The organism is Streptomyces sp. NPDC012466, from assembly GCF_042955215.1.
Taxonomy (GTDB): domain Bacteria; phylum Actinomycetota; class Actinomycetes; order Streptomycetales; family Streptomycetaceae; genus Streptomyces.
Map to the genome: position 1 here is coordinate 282,257 of NZ_JBIBEQ010000011.1, position 18,142 is coordinate 300,398.

General features: G+C 70.1%; 15 protein-coding genes. 3 read left to right on the plus strand and 12 right to left on the minus strand.

The window, feature by feature from the left end:
• Positions 1-17: 17 nt before the first annotated feature.
• From prcA to arc, 5 genes are all read right to left on the minus strand, one after another.
• The gene (gene prcA / locus ACFY9E_RS34235; RefSeq protein ID WP_390990872.1) at positions 18-758 is read right to left on the minus strand and encodes a proteasome subunit alpha; all 741 of its coding nucleotides are present in this window, start codon (positions 756-758) and stop codon (positions 18-20) included.
• 68 nt (positions 759-826) lie between these two features.
• Positions 827-1,672 (minus strand): proteasome subunit beta, encoded by an 846-nt coding sequence (prcB, locus tag ACFY9E_RS34240; protein WP_390990874.1) that lies wholly within the window; start codon positions 1,670-1,672, stop codon positions 827-829.
• A gap of 336 nt (positions 1,673-2,008) precedes the next feature.
• On the minus strand, positions 2,009-2,227 hold the full coding sequence (locus ACFY9E_RS34245; RefSeq protein ID WP_283971741.1) for a ubiquitin-like protein Pup: 219 nt from the start codon (positions 2,225-2,227) through the stop codon (positions 2,009-2,011).
• Positions 2,228-2,404: 177 nt separating this feature from the next.
• Positions 2,405-3,916, minus strand: a complete 1,512-nt coding sequence (dop, locus tag ACFY9E_RS34250; RefSeq protein WP_390990876.1) for a depupylase/deamidase Dop — start codon at positions 3,914-3,916, stop codon at positions 2,405-2,407.
• Between the two features lie 234 nt (positions 3,917-4,150).
• The gene (gene arc, locus ACFY9E_RS34255) at positions 4,151-5,917 is read right to left on the minus strand and encodes a proteasome ATPase (protein ID WP_390990879.1); all 1,767 of its coding nucleotides are present in this window, start codon (positions 5,915-5,917) and stop codon (positions 4,151-4,153) included.
• Between the two features lie 245 nt (positions 5,918-6,162).
• Here arc and ACFY9E_RS34260 point away from each other — a divergent pair, with 245 nt between their 5' ends.
• The gene (locus ACFY9E_RS34260; RefSeq protein WP_390990882.1) at positions 6,163-6,468 is read left to right on the plus strand and encodes a ferredoxin; all 306 of its coding nucleotides are present in this window, start codon (positions 6,163-6,165) and stop codon (positions 6,466-6,468) included.
• Positions 6,469-6,527: 59 nt separating this feature from the next.
• Here ACFY9E_RS34260 and ACFY9E_RS34265 read toward each other — a convergent pair whose 3' ends face one another.
• From ACFY9E_RS34265 to ACFY9E_RS34275, 3 genes are all read right to left on the minus strand, one after another.
• On the minus strand, positions 6,528-7,106 hold the full coding sequence (locus ACFY9E_RS34265; RefSeq protein ID WP_390990884.1) for a hypothetical protein: 579 nt from the start codon (positions 7,104-7,106) through the stop codon (positions 6,528-6,530).
• A 318-nt stretch (positions 7,107-7,424) separates the two neighbouring features.
• On the minus strand, positions 7,425-8,327 hold the full coding sequence (locus ACFY9E_RS34270; protein WP_031141913.1) for a tRNA (adenine-N1)-methyltransferase: 903 nt from the start codon (positions 8,325-8,327) through the stop codon (positions 7,425-7,427).
• Between the two features lie 38 nt (positions 8,328-8,365).
• Positions 8,366-10,564 carry a site-2 protease family protein gene (locus ACFY9E_RS34275; RefSeq protein ID WP_390990887.1) on the minus strand — a complete coding sequence of 733 codons (2,199 nt, stop codon included), beginning with the start codon at positions 10,562-10,564 and terminating at the stop codon, positions 8,366-8,368.
• Positions 10,565-10,763: 199 nt separating this feature from the next.
• On the opposite strand from ACFY9E_RS34275, the gene ACFY9E_RS34280 reads away from it, so the two are divergent.
• Together ACFY9E_RS34280 and ACFY9E_RS34285 are read left to right on the plus strand one after the other, a co-directional pair.
• Entirely contained in the window at positions 10,764-11,789 is a 1,026-nt protein-coding gene (locus tag ACFY9E_RS34280; protein ID WP_390990890.1) for a PD-(D/E)XK nuclease family protein, read from the plus strand.
• 54 nt (positions 11,790-11,843) lie between these two features.
• Positions 11,844-12,515, plus strand: coding sequence for a response regulator transcription factor (locus ACFY9E_RS34285; protein ID WP_030606450.1), 672 nt, complete (start codon positions 11,844-11,846; stop codon positions 12,513-12,515).
• Positions 12,516-12,615: 100 nt separating this feature from the next.
• On the opposite strand, the gene ACFY9E_RS34290 is transcribed toward ACFY9E_RS34285, so the two are convergent.
• The 4 genes from ACFY9E_RS34290 to ACFY9E_RS34305 form a co-directional block, all read right to left on the minus strand.
• Positions 12,616-14,199 (minus strand): ABC transporter substrate-binding protein, encoded by a 1,584-nt coding sequence (locus ACFY9E_RS34290; protein ID WP_390990893.1) that lies wholly within the window; start codon positions 14,197-14,199, stop codon positions 12,616-12,618.
• A gap of 107 nt (positions 14,200-14,306) precedes the next feature.
• Positions 14,307-15,911, minus strand: coding sequence for an ABC transporter substrate-binding protein (locus tag ACFY9E_RS34295; protein ID WP_390990896.1), 1,605 nt, complete (start codon positions 15,909-15,911; stop codon positions 14,307-14,309).
• Between the two features lie 408 nt (positions 15,912-16,319).
• Positions 16,320-17,021 carry an HAD-IA family hydrolase gene (locus tag ACFY9E_RS34300; protein WP_390990899.1) on the minus strand — a complete coding sequence of 234 codons (702 nt, stop codon included), beginning with the start codon at positions 17,019-17,021 and terminating at the stop codon, positions 16,320-16,322.
• Positions 17,022-17,146: 125 nt separating this feature from the next.
• The coding region (locus ACFY9E_RS34305) for a vitamin B12 dependent-methionine synthase activation domain-containing protein (protein WP_390990901.1) at positions 17,147-18,142 on the minus strand (996 nt) is incomplete at its 5' end.

Sequence of the window (18,142 nt, forward strand, 5' to 3'; positions counted from 1 at the left end):
GTCGCACCACGTCAGGACTACTCGGCGTCCTCCGACGCCGAGTCCTCCGTACCGCCGCCGTCCGCGCCGAGCAGCCGCGACAGCTGGGGGCCGCTGATCCGCTTGAACTTGCGCTTCTGCGGGCGGGTGCGGTCCAGCACCGCCACCTCCAGCCGCTCCGCGGGAATCTCCCGCTCGCTGCCGTTGGTGTCGCGGGAGAGCGCCTGGACCGCCAGCTTCAGCGCCTCCGCGAGCGTCATGCCCTCCTCGTGGCGCTGGTCGAGATAGCTGCTGATCTGCTCGGCGTTGCCGCCCACCGCGACCGAGCCGTGCTCGTCCACGATGGAGCCGTCGTGCGGCAGCCGGTAGATCTGGTCGCCCTCGGGCGTCTCCCCGACCTCGGCGACGACCAGTTCCACCTCGTACGGCTTCTCGGCGGCGCTGGAGAAGATCGTGCCCAGCGTCTGCGCGTACACGTTCGCCAGGCCCCGGGCCGTCACGTCGTCCCGGTCGTAGGTGTAACCCCGCAGGTCGGCGTAGCGCACCCCGCCGATCCGCAGGTTCTCGTACTCGTTGTACTTGCCGGCGGCCGCGAAGCCGATCCGGTCGTAGATCTCGCTGAACTTGTGCAGCGCGCGGGACGGGTTCTCGCCGACGAACACGATGCCGTCGGCGAACTGCAGCACGACCAGGCTGCGACCACGGGCGATGCCCTTGCGGGCGTACTCCGCCCGGTCGGCCATGGCCTGCTGGGGTGAGACATAGAACGGCGTCGACACCGGTTATCCGTCCCTCTCTTGAAGATTCCGTCGGTTCACAGGACCACCCTCACGAAGACGACCGCCGCTTACAGCAGCGCGGCCCGCGGCCCGTCGGGCTGCTCCAGCCGCCGCTCGAGAATCGAGCGCGCGATCTCGGACGCCTCGGTCTCGGTGAGCCGGCGGAAGCCGTCGTCGGTGATCACGGTGACGATGGGATAGATCCGGCGGGCGACATCGGGACCGCCGGTCGCCGAGTCGTCGTCTGCCGCGTCGTAGAGCGCCTGGATCACGAGGGTGGTGGCCTCGGACTCGCTGAGGTCGTTCCGGAAGAGCTTCTTCATCGCGCCGCGCGCGAAGATCGACCCGGAACCCGTGGCCGCGTAGTTCAGCTCCTCGGAGCGGCCGCCGGTGACGTCGTAGGAGAAGATGCGGCCCTTGCCGCGGTCCACGTCGTACCCGGCGAACAGCGGCACCACGGCCAGGCCCTGCATGGCCATGCCGAGGTTGGAGCGGATCATCGTCGACAGCCGGTTCGCCTTGCCCTCCAGGGACAGCTGCGCGCCCTCGACCTTCTCGAAGTGCTCCAGCTCCAGCTGGAACAGCTTCACCATCTCGACGGCCAGGCCCGCGGTGCCGGCGATGCCCACCGCCGAGTACTCGTCGGCCGGGAAAACCTTCTCGATGTCCCGCTGCGCGATGACGTTGCCCATGGTGGCCCGCCGGTCACCGGCGAGGACCACACCCCCGGGGAACGTCACGGCGACGATCGTGGTGCCGTGCGGCGCCTCGATCACGCCCTGGGTGGGAGGCAGTTGCCGGTTGCCGGGCAGGATCTCCGGCTGGTGCTCGGAGAGGAAGTCCATGAAGGAGGAGGACCCTGGCGTCAGGAAGGCAGCTGGTAGACGCCCGGTGCTACGAGTGTTGGCTTCCACGCGATTCCTTCCACGTATGCGACAGCCCGCCCTGTGACGTCGGGCCGATCCTTGGAACAACCCCGGCCCGGTTGCGACCGGGGGCTCGGTATGCCTCGGACCCTACCCGTCCTTCGGCGGTGATCCACATGCCCGGCGGAACCAACTCCGCCGGAGCGACGCCGCACTCGCCGGCCGCGCATCGCGGGGCGGGCCGGCGGGTCCGGACGCCGCCGACGCCCGGAGCGCCGCACACGAGGGCACCACGTCAGGTACCGCCCCGCGCGCAGCGCTCCGCGCTCGGCTCGTCCGTCACCCACGCACCCCGTTCACCTTCGGATGGGAGGTTCAGGCGCCTTACTGGCCACCCTTTTGAACGAAGGACCGCACAAAGTCCTCGGCGTTCTCCTCGAGGACGTCGTCGATCTCGTCCAGAACCGAGTCCACGTCGTCGTTCAGCTTCTCCTGACGCTCCTTGAGGTCCTCGGAGCCCTGCGCGTCCTGCGCCTGCTCCTCGACCTCCTCGGTGGACCGGGTGGCCTTCTGCTGTCCGCCGCCGGTGTCCTTGGTCGCCATATCCCTCACCCCGCTCGGTTCGCCCGACACAGTTGCTCGGTCAAGATCAGACCCTACTCGCCGGGTCTGACAATGGCCCCGCAGTTGCTCCAACGTACGGGGACCATCTCGATGATTCCCGGACCAGGGCTTTTCCACCCTGCCCGGCCGGTTCCCGAAAGTACCCGCTCCACGCGTTCACCCGCCCGAAAGCACCCTGACCAGGTCTTCCGCGGTGCGGCAGCGGTCCAGGAGCTCCTTGACGTGATTACGCGTTCCGCGAAGCGGTTCCAGGGTTGGGACGCGCTGCAGCGAGTCCCGTCCCGGCAGGTCGAAGATCACCGAGTCCCAGGAGGCCGCCGCCACGTCGTCCGCGTACTGCTCCAGGCAGCGGCCGCGGAAGTACGCACGGGTGTCCTCGGGCGGCACCGTACGGGCCCGCTCGACGTCCGCGTCGGTCAGCAGCCGCTTCATGCGACCGCGGGCCACCAGACGGTTGTAGAGGCCCTTCTCGGGCCGTACGTCGGCGTACTGGAGGTCGACCAGGTGCAGTCGCGCCGCGTCCCAGTCGAGGCTGTCCCGGCGCCGGTAGCCCTCCATGAGCTCCCGCTTGGCGACCCAGTCCAGCTCACCGGCCAGACTCATCGGGTCGTGCTCCAGACGGGTGAGGGTGTCCTCCCAGCGGGACAGGACGTCCTTGGTCTGGTCGTCGGCGTCGGCGCCGAACCGCTCCTCCACGTATTTGCGCGCCAGCTCGTAGTACTCCATCTGCAGCTGGACCGCCGTGAGCGTACGGCCGCTGCGAAGGGTGACCAGGCGCTTCAGGGACGGGTCGTGCGAGACCTGGTGGAGCGTGCGGACGGGCTGGTCGACGGCCAGGTCGACGGCGATGAAACCGTCCTCGATCATCGACAGCACCAGCGCGGTCGTGCCCAGCTTGAGGTAGGTCGAGATCTCCGACAGGTTCGCGTCGCCGATGATCACATGCAGGCGGCGGTACCTCTCCGCGTCCGCGTGCGGCTCGTCGCGGGTGTTGATGATCGGGCGCTTGAGCGTCGTCTCCAGGCCGACCTCGACCTCGAAGTAGTCGGCTCGCTGGCTGAGCTGGAAGCCGTGCTCGTGCCCGTCCTGGCCGATGCCGACGCGGCCCGCTCCGGCGAAGACCTGGCGGGAGACGAAGAACGGGGTCAGGTGGCGCACGATGTCCGAGAAGGGGGTCTCCCGCTTCATCAGGTAGTTCTCGTGCGTACCGTAGGACGCGCCCTTGTTGTCGGTGTTGTTCTTGTACAGGTGGATCGGCTGGGCACCGGGCAGCTGGGCGGCCCGTTCAGCGGCCTCGGCCATGATCCGCTCGCCGGCCTTGTCCCAGAGGACGGCGTCCCGGGGGTTGGTCACCTCGGGGGAGCTGTACTCGGGGTGTGCGTGGTCGACGTAGAGCCGTGCGCCGTTGGTGAGGATCACGTTGGCCAGACCGATGTCCTCATCGGTGAGCTGGCTGGAGTCGGCGGCCTCACGGGCGAGGTCGAAGCCTCGCGCGTCCCGCAGCGGATTCTCCTCCTCGAAGTCCCAGCGGGCCCGGCGGGCCCGGTGCATCGCCGCCGCGTAGGCGTTCACGATCTGGGACGAGGTGAGCATGGCATTGGCGTTGGGGTGGCCGGGGACGGAGATCCCGTACTCCGTCTCGATGCCCATTACTCGCCGTACGGTCATGCGGCCCTCCTTGCCCGGCGGCACCCTCGGTCGTGGGCGCCGCTCAGATACCGCTGGCGCTCGGTTGCGTGTGCGGTGCCCGTCCCCGCACTGCGCGACGTGGCGGTACGCAAGAGCCTAGAACGCCTTTGCGCTGGTGGGGAGATCATTTGCGTCATTGCGTTGCTCCAGCCGTGGCCGGAAAAACAGTCGGCTGCGGGTACCCGCCGAGGGCACCCGCAGCCGCCCTGCCTTTTACAGGTACTGACCGGTGTTCGCCACCGTGTCGATGGAGCGTCCGGTGTCCGCGCCCTGCTTTCCGGTGATGAGCGTACGGATGTAGACGATCCGCTCGCCCTTCTTGCCGGAGATCCGGGCCCAGTCGTCCGGGTTGGTGGTGTTCGGCAGGTCCTCGTTCTCCTTGAACTCGTCCACGCAGGCCTGGAGGAGGTGGGAGACGCGGAGGCCCTTCTGGTTCTTCTCGAGGAAGTCCTTGATCGCCATCTTCTTGGCGCGGCCGACGATGTTCTCGATCATGGCGCCGGAGTTGAAGTCCTTGAAGTAGAGGACTTCCTTGTCACCGTTGGCGTAGGTGACCTCCAGGAAGCGGTTCTCCTCGGACTCGGCGTACATGTGTTCCACAGCCGTCTGGATCATGCTCTGGACCGTGGAAGCCTTGGAGCCGCTGTGCTCGGCGAGGTCGTCGCCGTGCAGCGGGAGGCGCTCGGTGAGGTACTTGCCGAAGATGTCCTTGGCCGCCTCGGCGTCCGGACGCTCGATCTTGATCTTCACGTCGAGCCGGCCGGGCCGCAGGATGGCGGGGTCGATCATGTCCTCTCGGTTGGAGGCACCGATCACGACCACGTTCTGCAGGCCCTCCACACCGTCGATCTCGGCGAGCAGCTGCGGGACGATGGTGTTCTCCACGTCCGAACTGACACCGGAGCCACGGGTGCGGAAGAGCGACTCCATCTCGTCGAAGAAGACGATGACGGGGGTGCCCTCGCTGGCCTTCTCACGGGCTCGCTGGAAGACGAGGCGGATCTGCCGCTCCGTCTCACCGACGTACTTGTTCAGGAGCTCGGGGCCCTTGATGTTGAGGAAGAAGCTCTTGCCGGCGGCCTGGCCGGTCACCTCGGCGACCTTCTTGGCCAGCGAGTTGGCCACGGCCTTGGCGATGAGCGTCTTGCCGCATCCGGGGGGCCCGTACAGCAGGACACCCTTCGGCGGCCGCAGTTCGTGCTCCTTGAACAGATCCGGGTAGAGGTACGGCAGCTCGACCGCGTCGCGGATGGCCTCGATCTGGCCGCCGAGACCGCCGATCTGCTCGTAGCCGATGTCGGGGACCTCTTCGAGGACGAGTTCCTCGACCTCGCTCTTCGGAACGATCTCGTAGACGTAGCCCGAGCGGGGTTCGAGCAGCAGGGCGTCACCGGGGCGGATGTTCACGTCCAGCAGCGGCTCGGCGAGCCGTACCACCCGCTCCTCGTCGGTGTGCCCGAGCACGAGGGCCCGCTCGCCGTCCTCGAGGATCTCCTTGAGGGTGACGATGTCACCGACACGCTCGTACTCCATGGCCTCGACCACGTTGAGCGCTTCGTTGAGCATTACTTCCTGGCCGCGCCGGAGCTCTTCGAGCTCGACGCTGGGGCTGACGTTCACCCTGAGCTTTCGACCGCCGGTGAAGATGTCGGCGGTGCCGTCCTCGTTGGCCGTCAGGAAGACACCGAAGCCGGCCGGCGGCTGTGCGAGCCGGTCGACTTCCTCCTTGAGAGCCACAATCTGGTCACGGGCCTCACGGAGCGTGTTGGCGAGTCGCTCGTTCTGCGCGGACACGCCGGCCAGATTGGTCTGCAGCTCGACGATCCGCTCTTCGAGAATCCTCGTGTGTCGCGGAGAGTCGGCGAGCTTGCGTCGCAGGACGGCGATCTCCTGCTCAAGGTAGGCGATCTGCCCGGCCGGGTCGTCGGACCCGCGTCCCGGGCGGATGCCGCGGTTCATGTCGTCGTCGTTGGCTGCCACGGTCCTCACCTCCTCCAAGGGGAGCTGGACGCTTCCAGACCCTACCTGGGCGGGTGTCGATTGAAACCCCTAGATCACAAAGACGGTCGGGGTGTGTCCGATCTTCACCCTTGCGCTCTCCCTCACGCCAGGGGAATACCCAGCGAACATGATTGGAACCCAGCCGAGGGTAGGGTCGAACTGTTCAACACCCGCCGGAGCTGGCCGGATTCCCGGCCCGGCTCGGCGGAGAAACGGCAGGAGAGATGAGCGTGCAGCAGGTGGCCGGGGCCGACGGCGAGGAGCTGGAGGTCTGGATCGACCAGGACCTGTGTACCGGCGACGGCATCTGCGCCCAGTACGCGCCCGAGGTGTTCGAGCTGGACATCGACGGTCTGGCCTATGTGAAGAGCGCCGACGACGAGTTGCTCCAGGACAAGGGTGCGACAACGCCCGTTCCGCTGCCGCTCCTCACGGACGTGATCGACTCCGCGAAGGAATGTCCGGGCGAGTGCATCCACGTACGTCGGGTTTCGGACAGGGCCGAGGTCTTCGGACCGGACGCGGAGTGACCACTTCTCTACGTACCGTTACTACTGTCTGATATCTCACACGTGCCGGCTCACACGCCTCACACGCTGCGGGCCCCCGCCTGGGCCGAGCGGACGAACGAGCCGTTCTGCCAACGCCATTTCGCGTCGCTCTTCTCGTCGGGGCAGCAACGCGGCACGTCGGCCGACGAGTAGCCGAGCAGCGTGGCCGTGACGGCGCCCGAGCGGACGGCGAAGTCGGTGACGGTGGTGCCGTCCTTGGGATCGAGCAGAGTGGCCACGACCCGCGGCTTGCCCCCGCCGGCGTCGCGCGTGAGGACGTACACGCCGTCCGGCGGGGTGCCCATCGGGGAGTCGCAGTGGACCACGGCCACCGTCTCGGGCCTGCCGTCGCCGTCGAGGTCCCCGGAAGCCCGTTTCTTCACCACGGCCTTCACCGGGCCGCAGTCGACCGGGAACGTCACGGCGTTCGGGTCGGGCGGAGTCATGTGCGCCGGAGCGCTCTTGGTCTCGGGGGCGGCCGGCTGGGCCGCCGTCGCCGCGCCGGGCTGCAGAACCGAGGAGAAGGCCACGACGCCGGCGACGGCCGTCGCGGTGGCGAGCCAGTGGATGGGACGGGTGTGGGTGTGGGCGAGCTCCGGGACGGCGGAAGACTGCACTAGGAGGGTCTCCTGAGGCTGTGCCGGTGGGGTGGCCAGCATGGTGCCACACGTCACACCGCGAGGGAACGGCGGGGTGTGCATCTCCGTTGCCGGGGAAGGCAGAAGAGTTACGGTTCCCGCCGCTGTGTCAGCGGGCTGGTGCGGGCACGGCCCCTGCCGCGCCGCGACACGGGCAGTGGCCGCCTTCGCAGCAGGTCAACGGCGTTGCGCGAGGGTTCACCCGGGGCGGCAACGGAAAGGCGCCGGAGCGCAGTTCCGGTACGGATCCGGGAACTGCGCTCCGGCGCCTGTGCGTTGACGCGCTGACGGGCCGGTTCAGCGGGCGGTGCCGCCGTCGGCGTTGGGGCCGGCGTAGTCCTCGCCGTAGGCGCCCTTGGCGGGGCGGCGGCGGCGCATGGGCGGCTCGACGCCGTCGGCGAGGCGCCGGGCGGTGAGCAGGAAGCCGGTGTGGCCGATCATCCGGTGGTCCGGGCGGACGGCCAGGCCCTCGATGTGCCAGTTGCGGATCATCGTCTCCCAGGAGGTCGGCTCGTTGAAGCAGCCGATCTCGCGGATGGACTCGACGGTCCGGGCGAGCTGGGTGGTGGTCGCCACGTAGCAGCACAGGATGCCGCCGGGCACGAGTGCCTTGGAGACGGCCTCCAGGCACTCCCAGGGGGCGAGCATGTCGAGGATGACGCGGTCGACGTCGGCGTCGGACAGGTTGTCCTGGAGGTCGCCGACGGTGAGCTGCCAGGCGGGGTGCGGGCCGCCGAAGTAGCGCTCCACGTTCGCCTGGGCGATCTCGGCGAAGTCTGCGCGGCGCTCGTAGCTGTGCAGCATGCCCTGGTCGCCGATGGCCCGCAGCAGGAAGCTGCTGAGCGAGCCGGAGCCGACCCCCGCCTCCACGACGCGCGCGCCGGGGAAGATGTCGGCGAAGGCCAGGATCTGCCCCGCGTCCTTGGGGTAGACCACGGCGGCGCCGCGGGGCATGGACAGGACGTAGTCGGGGAGCAGGGGGCGCAGCGCGAGGTAGGCGACGTTTCCGGTGGTGCGGACAACGCTGCCCTCGGGAGCACCGATCAGTTCGTCGTGCGGGAAGGAACCCTTGTGGGTGTGGAAGTTCTTCCCGGCCTCGAGCGTGAACGTGTAGTGGCGGCCCTTGGGGTCGGTCAGCTGAACCTGGTCCCCGACCTTGAAGGGCCCGCGCCTGCGGGCGGCACCGGTCGGTTCGGACATGTGACCAGCCTACCGGCCCCGGAGAGGGCCACCGACCACTAGGACGGCCTCGCCATCGCCTTGACGAAGGCGCGCTCCACGTCGGCCGCCGACAGGACGCCGTAGATCTCGCCGGTCTCCTCCACCACCAGGTACTCGGTGGCCGGGGTGGCGCGCAGGGCGTCCAGGAGTTCCTCGCCCGACAGTTCCGCCGAGACGCGCATGCCGTCGGTGAGGTCCTGGGCGAGGCCGCTGACGGCGACCCAGGGGCGGCGGTGCTCGGGCACGCCGACGATGGCGGCCTCACGGACGAGGGAGAGGGGCTGGCCGTCGGCGTCGACGACGACCAGGGCGCGCGCTCCGGCGGCGTTGGCGCGGCGCAGGGCCTCCGAGAGCGGGGTGTCGGTCTCGACGGGGACCGCACGGCGGGTGAGCGCCCGGGCGCGCAGCTCGGGGAGGTGCTCGCGCAGCCGGGCCATGCGCAGGCTGTTGCCGGCGCCGGTCCAGATGATCGCGGCGAGGATGGCGGCGAGCAGGGCGTCGAGGACGGTGTCCATGCCGACGTTGTCGACGGCGTCGGTGCCGAGGGCACCGGACTGGGTCAGCAGGGGCAGTCCGATGAGCACGCAGACGGCGAGGGCGCGGCCGACCCAGGCGGCGGCGATGGTGCCCTTCATCGGCTTGCCGGTGATCTTCCACACGACGGCGCGGAGCATGCGTCCGCCGTCGAGGGGCAGGCCGGGCAGGAGGTTGAACGCCGCCACGATGAGGTTGGAGATCATCAGGCCCGCGAGCAGGACGCCCGGGACGGTGCCGGGTTCCACGGTCTGCATGGCGGCGTAGAAGACGCCGGCGAGGACGAGGGAGAGCAGGGGCCCGACGAAGGCGAGCACGAACTCCCGGCCGGGGGTCTCGGCCTCCTTCTCGATCTCGGAGACGCCGCCGAAGAACTGGAGCTGGATGCGGCGGACCGGGAGCTTGAAGCGGAGGGCGGCGACCGTGTGCGCCAGTTCGTGGATGAGCACGGAGGCGTAGAAGGCGACCGCGAAGAACAGGGAGACCAGGTAGCGGGCGGCACCGAGATCGGGCAGCACGCGCTCCAGCTGGCCGCCGAAGACCCAGGTGATCAGCGCGGCGACGAGGAACCAGCTCGGCGCGACGTACACGGGGACACCGAAGGGCCGCCCCATGAGCAGGCCGCCCCTTGGCTCCGGCCGCTGGGGGACGGGGCCCTTGCCGTCGGCGGAGTGGGCGAGGGGACGGTCGCCGTGGGCAGGGGCAGGGGCAGGGGCGGGGCCGGAAGGCTCGGGGTCGCCGGAGCCCGGCACCGGGGCCTTGTGCGGCCGGTCCGCCTCGGGCCGGCCGGTGACGGGGACCGAGTGGGGGCCACTGGCGTAGGCGCGGTCGGGGTGCGTGTCGCCCTCCGGCGGGCGACCGTCGTGCTCGCCCCGGGTGGGGGCCTCGGGCGAGCCGTCGGCGGAGGCCGTGTGCGGGCCGTCGGTGGAAGCCGTGTGCGGGCCGTCGGTGGACGCTCCGTGCGGGCCGTCGGCGGAAGCCGCGTGTGGGCCTCCGGTGGACGCTCCGTGCGGGCCGTCGGCGGAGGCCGTGTGCGGGCCGTCGGTGGACGCTCCGTGCGGGCCGTAGGCGGAAGCCCTGTGCGGGCCGTCGGTGGGCTCCCCGTGCGGGCCGCCGGCGGAGGCCGCGTGTGGGCCTCCGGTGGACGCTCCGTGCGGACCGTCGGCGGAAGCCGCGTGCGGGCCGTCGGTGGGCTCCCCGTGCGGGCCGCCGGCGGAGGCCGCGTGTGAGCCTCCGGTGGACGCTCCGTGCGGGCCGCCGGCGGAAGCCGCGTGCGGGCCTCCGGCCGAGGCGGCGGGCGGAACATCGGCGGGGGCCGGGTGTTCGTGACCGGCGGGTGCCGGGGGCGGGCCGGTGGTCTCGGCGGGCTCGTCGTGGGAACCGCCGGTGGCGGGGGCCCGGTCGGCCCGGTCCGGGGACGGGTCGTCCTCGCGGGCGTCCGGCCGGGTTGCCGGTGTGTCCGTCGCCGGGGCGTCGGCGGGCCCGTCGGGCCCGGCAGGCTCTGCTCCCGGAGTGTCCGTGCCCGCTGCCGGGATGGGCTGCTCAGACGTGAAACGCCGCTCGTCCGTGGGCTGTTCGTCGGCGGGGGTCGGGTCGGCGGCCCGAGCCGGAAGCCCCGCGTGGCGCTCGGCCGACTCGTCGTTGCCGGACTGCGGCCGCCCGCGCCCGCCGCTCTCGTCCACCGGTTTCCCCTCGATCGAAGCGTCTCCCGCGCCTGCCGGACGGGAGGGTCTCGAGTCGATGGTATGCGTCCGTCGAGGCGCGTTCCGCCCCGGCACCCCCGGTGTTTCCCCTACCTCCCCTCCCCTCACGGCTTCTGACCTCGCGCACGGCGCGACCGCGGCTGGGTCACTGTCAGTGGCGGGCCGTATGGTCTGGGGCATGGAGACGAGCACCGAGGGCGCGGCGCAGCCCGACAGCAGCCCTGCCGCGGCGGTGGATCCGCCGGTACCGGCCGGGTCCGCGACGACAGCAGAGGAGGCGGTGGAGACGACCGCCCCGACCGGCCGCGCCGCCATAGCGCCCGCCTCGCTGTCCCCCTCGCGTGCCAGCGACTTCATGCAGTGCCCGCTGCTCTACCGCTTCCGGGTCATCGACCGGCTCCCGGAGAAGCCGAGCGAGGCGGCGACCCGGGGCACGCTGGTGCACGCGGTCCTGGAGCGGCTCTTCGACGCCCCGGCCGCCGAGCGCACGGCGCCCCGGGCGAAGTCCCTGATCCCCGGCCAGTGGGACCGGCTGCGCGAGACGCGGCCGGAGGTCGTGGAGCTGTTCGCCGACGATCCGCAGGGCGAGCGGCTGGCCCGCTGGCTGGGCGAGGCGGAGCAGCTCGTCGAGCGCTGGTTCACCCTGGAGGACCCCAGCCGGCTGGAGCCGGCCGAGCGGGAGCTGTTCGTCGAGACCGAGCTGGAGTCGGGGCTGCGGCTGCGCGGCATCATCGACCGGGTCGACGTGGCTCCCACGGGCGAGGTCCGGATCGTCGACTACAAGACGGGCAAGGCGCCCCGGCCCGAGTACTCCGAGGGCGCGCTGTTCCAGATGAAGTTCTACGCCCTGGTGGTGTGGCGGCTGAAGAACGTGATCCCCCGGCGGCTCCAGCTGGTCTACCTCGGCAGCGGCCAGGTGCTGACGTACGACCCGGTCCTCGCCGATCTGGAGCGGGTGGAGCGCAAGCTGCTGGCGTTGTGGGAGGCGATCCGGCTGGCCACCGAGACGGGTGACTGGCGGCCGCGCCCCACGAAGCTGTGCGGCTGGTGCGACCACCAGGCCCACTGCCCGGAGTTCGGCGGCACTCCCCCGCCCTACCCGCTGCCGGTGAGCGCGGCGGAGCTGCCGGTGCAGGGGGCCGGCCAGGGCGGGCCCGGCGCCGGCCCCGGAGGTGACGTGGTCGTCGCCGGTGAGGGCGGCTGAGTCCGGCGGGCCCGCGCAGGGCAGAATGGGGCCGGACTAGCGAAGGAGACTTACGTGGCCATCCGCGTCCTACTGGTCGACGACCAGCCGCTGCTCCGTACCGGCTTCCGGATGATTCTGGAGGCCGAGCAGGACCTCGCGGTCGTCGGTGAGGCCGGAGACGGCCTCCAGGCGCTCGACCAGGTGCGGGCCCTGCAGCCCGACGTGGTTCTGATGGACATCCGCATGCCGCGGATGGACGGTGTGGAGGCGACCCGGCAGATCACCGGGCCCGGGCGGGACGGCCCGGCCAAGGTGCTGGTGCTGACCACCTTCGACCTCGACGAGTACGTGGTGGAGGCGCTGCGCGCCGGGGCCAGCGGGTTTCTGCTCAAGGACGCGCCCGCCAATGAGTTGGTGCAGGCGATCCGGGTCGTGGCGGCGGGTGAGGCGATGCTCGCGCCGAGCATCACGCGCCGGTTGCTCGACAAGTACGCCACGCATCTGCCGTCGGGGGACGAGCCGGTGCCGGACACGCTGCACACGCTCACCGACCGCGAGGTCGAGGTGCTGAAGCTGGTGGCGCGCGGGCTGTCCAACGCCGAGATCGCCGCGGACCTGTTCGTCAGCGAGACGACCGTCAAGACGCACGTCGGGCACGTGCTGACCAAGCTGGGCCTGCGCGACCGTGTGCAGGCCGCGGTGTACGCGTACGAGAGTGGGCTGGTACGCCCCGGAGCGCAGTAGCGCCCGGCCGGCCGCTACACGAGAGGGCGCCCCCCGCCGAGCGGGAGGCGCCCTTCTTCACACCTGTGCGTCGAGCCCCTGTGCGTCAGGTACCGATGCGTCAGGCGTCCTTGCTGAGCTCCCAGAAGCGGAACACCGTCGACGCGTCGAGGCAGTACTCCAGGCCGTAGACGCCGTCGCGGACGACCGCGTACTGCTTGGCCTGCCACACCGGCAGGACGGGGAGTTCGTCGGCGACGATGTCCTGCAGCTCGCCGAACTCCTTGTCCGTGGCGGCACGGTTGGTCAGGGCGGCGGTGCGCGGGATGAGCGAACCGGTGATCGTGCCGTTGGTGTAGTTGTTGCTCAGCACGTTGCCCTTGCCGAAGAACGGGGCCGTGAAGTTGTCGGCGTCCGGGTAGTCCGGCACCCAGCCCTTCACGTACACGCCGTACTTGCCGGCGGCGATGTCCTTCTCGTACTGGCCGAACGGGACGGACTTGACGCTCGCGTCGAACAGACCGCTGGCGTTGAGCTGGCCGGCGATGGCGTTCAGCTCCTGGTCGGTCGCGGGGCCGTAGCGGGACGGGGTCGACCAGAGGGTCAGCTTCACCTTGCCGGTGATGCCGTCCTCGCGCAGCGCGGCCTGGGCCTTGGACCGGGAGGGGCGGGCGCCGTAGGTGTCGAAGAAGGCGGTGTTGTGGCCCGCGATGCCCGCCGGGATGATCGAGTACAGCGGGGTCGCGGTGCCCTGGTAGACGTCCTTGATGAGGGCCTCGCGGTCGAGCAGGTGGGCGATGGCCTTGCGGACGCCGAGCTTTCCGGCGACCGGGTCGTCCATGTTGAACACCAGGTGCTGGACCTCGGCGCTGCTGCCCTCGACGACCTCGACGCCGGTGCCGTCGTCGGCCTTCTCGGTGTCCGCGATGTCGCCTGCGGTGAGACCGCGGTAGGCGATGTCGACGTCGCCGTTCTGGATGGCCTGCTTCAGGGCCGTCTGGTCACCGTCGAAGAACTTGAGCGTCACGCCGGTGTTGTTCACCTCGGCGGTGCCCTTGTAGTTCTCGTTGACGGAGAAGACCGCCTGCCCTTCGTCGAACGAGTCGAGCTGGTAGGGGCCGGAGCCGACCGCCTCGCCGTCCTTGCGGAGCCCGTCCGCGTCGTACTGGCTGTGGTCGACGATGGAGCCGGCGCCAGAGGCGATCTTGCTCGGGAAGGTGGCGTCGGCCGTGTTGAGGCGGAAGACGACCGTCTTCTCGTCCGGCGTCTCGACCTTCTCCAGCATGGGGAACATGATCGCGGGCCCGTCGGGGTCGTTGATCTTCAGCATGCGGTCGAAGGAGAACTTGACGTCCTTCGAGGTGAGCTCGTCACCGTTGCTGAACTTGAGGCCGTCCTTCAGCGTGCACTTGTAGACGGTGGTCTGCGTGTCGGTGAAGGAGCAGCTCTCGGCGGCCTCGGGCTGCGGTTCCGTGGCGCCCTTGGGGAAGCTCAACAGGGACTGGAAGACGTTGTTGAACAACAGCCAGGAGCCGGGGTCGTAGCCGGAGGCCGGGTCCGTGGCCAGGACGTCGTCGGACATCCCCACCACCACGTTGGAGCCGTCCCCCGCGGAGTCTCCGCTCTCCGTGCCACAGCCGGTCAGCAGTCCGGAGGCGAGGCCCGCCACGATGGGCAGGACCGGCCACTGGTTGCGTATCTTCACGTGTGTGCCTTGTCGTCGGTTCTCGAGAACCCCCGGAGCGTGTTCCTGGCTCCGGGGCACGGCTCCCCGGGGCCGCGGTCAGGGGCCCCGGGGATCCAGCGGGTCCGTCAGCCGCTCACGCCCCGCCCGAGCTCCCACAGCTGGAGCGTCGAGGCGGAGTTGAGGGCGTACGCGGTACCCGTGATGTCGTCGCGCGCGGCGACGTACTGCTTGCCCTGCCACAGGGGCAGCACCGGCACGTCGCCCGCGACGATGTCCTGAATGTCCGTCAGGCTGGTGGAGGCGGACAGCCGGTCCGCCTCGCGGCGGGACTCGGGGATCAGGGTGTCACGGATCTGCCGGTTGTCGTACGGCGAGCCGAGGGTGTTGTCCGCGTCGAGGAACGGCGCGAGGAAGTTGTCGGCGTCCGGGAAGTCCGGGAACCAGCCCATGCCGTAGACGTCGTACTCGCCCTTCTTCTCGGCCGGGCGGAACGTGTCCCACGGGGTGCCCTTGATGCCGACCTCGAACAGCCCGCTGGAGTTCAGCTGGTCGCGCAGGACCTCGAACTCCTTCTTGGTGGCCGGGCCGTAGTGGTCGGTCGTGTAGTGCAGCGTCAGCTTCACCGGGGTGGTGATGTTCGCCTGGTTGAGCAGGGAACGGGCCTTGGTGACGTTCGGCTCGCCGTACTTGTTGAAGAACGAGTTGGAGTGGCCGGTGACGCTGGCCGGGACGAGCGAGTACAGCGGCTCGGCCTGGGAGCCGTAGACCTTGGAGATCAGGGCGCTGCGGTTGACGAGCTGGGCCATCGCCTGGCGTACGGCCTTGGACTTCACCGTCGGGGCGTCGGTGTTGAAGCCCAGGTAGCGGATCTCCAGGCCGGGCATCTCGACGAGGTCGATGTCGGTGTCCGCGTCGCCGGAGAGCTCGCGGATCTGGTCCGGCGACATGGCGCGGGTCATCAGGTCGATGTCGCCCTTGTCCAGCGCCTCGCCCATGGCGTCGGCGCTCTTGAAGGAGACCATGTCGACCTTGTCGTTGTTCACCTCGAGGGTCCCCTGGTACTCGGGGTTCTTGGTGAACTCGGCCTTGACCAGCTCGCCGTCCTCGACGTCGGCCTTGAGGGTGTACGGGCCGGAGCCGTCCAGCTCGAAGCCGTCGCGCAGCTTGTTCTTCGGGTAGTCGTCGGGGTCGACGATGCCCGCGACCGGGGTCGACAGCTTGTACGGGAAGGTCGCGTCGGCGGTCTTGAGGTGGAAGATGACCTCGCGGTCACCCTGCGTCTCGACGGTGTCGACGGTGGACAGCAGCGCGAACACGCCGCTGTCGGCCTTGAGGGAGCGAGCGCGGTCGATGGAGTACTTCACGTCGGCCGCGGTGATGGAGTCGCCGTTCGCGAACTTCAGTCCGTCGCGCAGGGTGCAGGCGTAGCGCTCGTTGCCGGTGTCGGTGAAGCCGCAGCGCTCGGCGGCCTCCGGTACCGGCTCGCCCTCGCCGCGCGGCTGGATCATCAGGGTCTGCACGGTCTGGCGCAGGATGTTCCAGGTGCCGACGTCGTAGGCGTACGCCGGGTCGAGGGGCGCCGGGGCGTCCTTCGAGGCGGTGAACCGGTCCGTGGTGCCGACGACGATCGCGCCGCTGTCGCCGCTCCCGCTGTCGGACCCGCCGCAGGCGGCGAGTACCGGCGCGAGCAGGCCGATCACGGCCGGCAGCACCAAAGTCTTGCGGTTCATGCTCGAGTTTCTCCAGAGCTGTCGACTCCGTGTATCCGGCATGCAGGGGTGGCGCAGCGGATCACGGGGGTGGGGCGATGTTCTCGCGACGAGATTAGTCGGGGCCGGCAGGAGGGTTCGCAGCCACCGGAGTTGAGCACCCATCACGCTGCGGAACCAGGTGCGGACACACCGAAAACCCGACAGCGGAAGCTTTGGTACAGCGTTCCATCAATCGGGACACAAGGGCACGCCTGCGGCCCCCCGGAGGGGGTGCGCAGCACATGCCCGAACCGCTGTCGAGCCCGGGCCGCGTGGGGAACGTCACACGCGTAAACGGGTTCGGAGTACGGGAATTCGTTCATCCGGAAGGGTTCGAATTCGCCTGCGGAATTGCCGCTCAAACGCCACTGCACGCTGGGTGAACGTCTAGCGCATTTCCGTCATCAGCCCGTGCAGAAATGTCAGGTCCACCTCTTCCAGGGAGGTGACGACCGTGCGGCGCAGGGCGGGGGCGATGGGGGCCACGGAGGGCACGGCCACGACGTGGCAGCCCGCGGCCTCGGCGGAGGCGACTCCGGTGGCGGTGTCCTCGACGACGGCGCACCGGGCCGGGTCGGCTCCGAGTCCGGCGGCGGCGGCCAGGTAGGGGTCGGGGTGGGGCTTGGTGCGCGGTACCTCGTCGCCGGCCACCGTGAGGCTGAAGTGGTGGGCACCCAGCGAGGTCAGCACCCGGTCGATGATGCGCCGGTGCGAGGCGGAGACCAGGGCGGTGGGGATCTCGTACTCGTACAGCTCGGCCAGCAGCCGTCCGGCGCCCGGCATCAGCGGCAGGGCGCGGCCGATGCGGGCCTCGAAGCCGTCGTTCAGGAGCACCGTGAGTTCGTCGAGGGTGATGTCGGCGCCGGTGGCCTCGATGAGGAAGCCCGCGCTGCGGGTCATGGGGCCGCCGACCACCACGTGCCGCCAGGACTCGTCGAGCCTGTGGCCGAGGGAGGCGAAGACCTCGACCTCGACGTCCCACCAGAAGCCCTCCGTGTCCACCAGGGTGCCGTCCATGTCGAGGAGCACGGCCTGCAGGGCCGAGCCCTCGGCCGTACGGGTACCGAGCGCGGGGACCGTACTGGTCATCCACCTACCTCCTTGAAGGGACGATCAGGCCGGCTCCCACGAAGGGAACCGGCCTGCAGTGGACCGACCAGTCTACGTCGTGCGCGGCCGAAACGCTCGTTCAACCGGCGTGCCCGGCCCGGGGCTCAGCGGGCGTTGAAGTACTTCGCCTCCGGGTGGTGGATCACGATGGCGTCCGTGGACTGCTCCGGGTGCAGCTGGAACTCCTCGGACAGCTGGACGCCGATGCGCTCCGGTTCGAGCAGGTCCGCGATCTTGGCCCGGTCCTCCAGGTTGGGGCAGGCGCCGTAGCCGAGGGAGAAGCGGGCGCCGCGGTACTTCAGCTCGAACATGCCCTGCATCCCGTCCGGGTCCTCGCTCGCGAAGCCGAGTTCGGAGCGCACGCGCGCGTGCCAGTACTCGGCGAGTGCCTCGGCCAACTGCACGGACAGGCCGTGCAGTTCGAGGTAGTCGCGGTAGGCGTTGGCCTCGAAGAGCCGCGCGGTCTCCTCGCCGATGCGCGAGCCGACGGTCACGACCTGGAGGCCGACGACGTCGATCTCGCCGGACTCCTCCGGGCGGAAGAAGTCGGCCAGACACAGGCGGCGGCCCCGGCGCTGGCGCGGGAAGGTGAAGCGGGTGCGCTCGTTGCCCTGCTCGTCCAGGATGATCAGGTCGTCGTCCTTGGAGACGCACGGGAAGTAGCCGTAGACCACGGCCGCCTCCAGCAGGTTCTCCGTCTGGAGCCGGTCCAGCAGGCCGCGCAGCCGGGGCCGGCCCTCGCTCTCGACGAGTTCGTCGTAGGAGGGGCCCTCGCCGGTGCGGGCCTGCTTGAGGCCCCACTGGCCCTTGAACAGAGCGCCCTCGTCGAGCCAGCTCGCGTACTCCTTGAGCTGGATGCCCTTGATCACGCGGGTACCGCGGAAGGGCGGCTCGGGTACGGGGTTGTCGGTGGCGACGTCGGAGCGGACGTGCCCCTCCTCGGGGCGCTCCTCCACGGCGGCCGGGGCCGCGGCCCTGACCCGGCGCTGCTTGAGCTCGGGCAGCTTCGCGCCGGGCACGCCCCGCTTGACGCCGATGAGGGCGTCCATCAGGCGCAGGCCCTCGAAGGCGTCACGGGCGTAGCGGACCTCGCCCTCGTA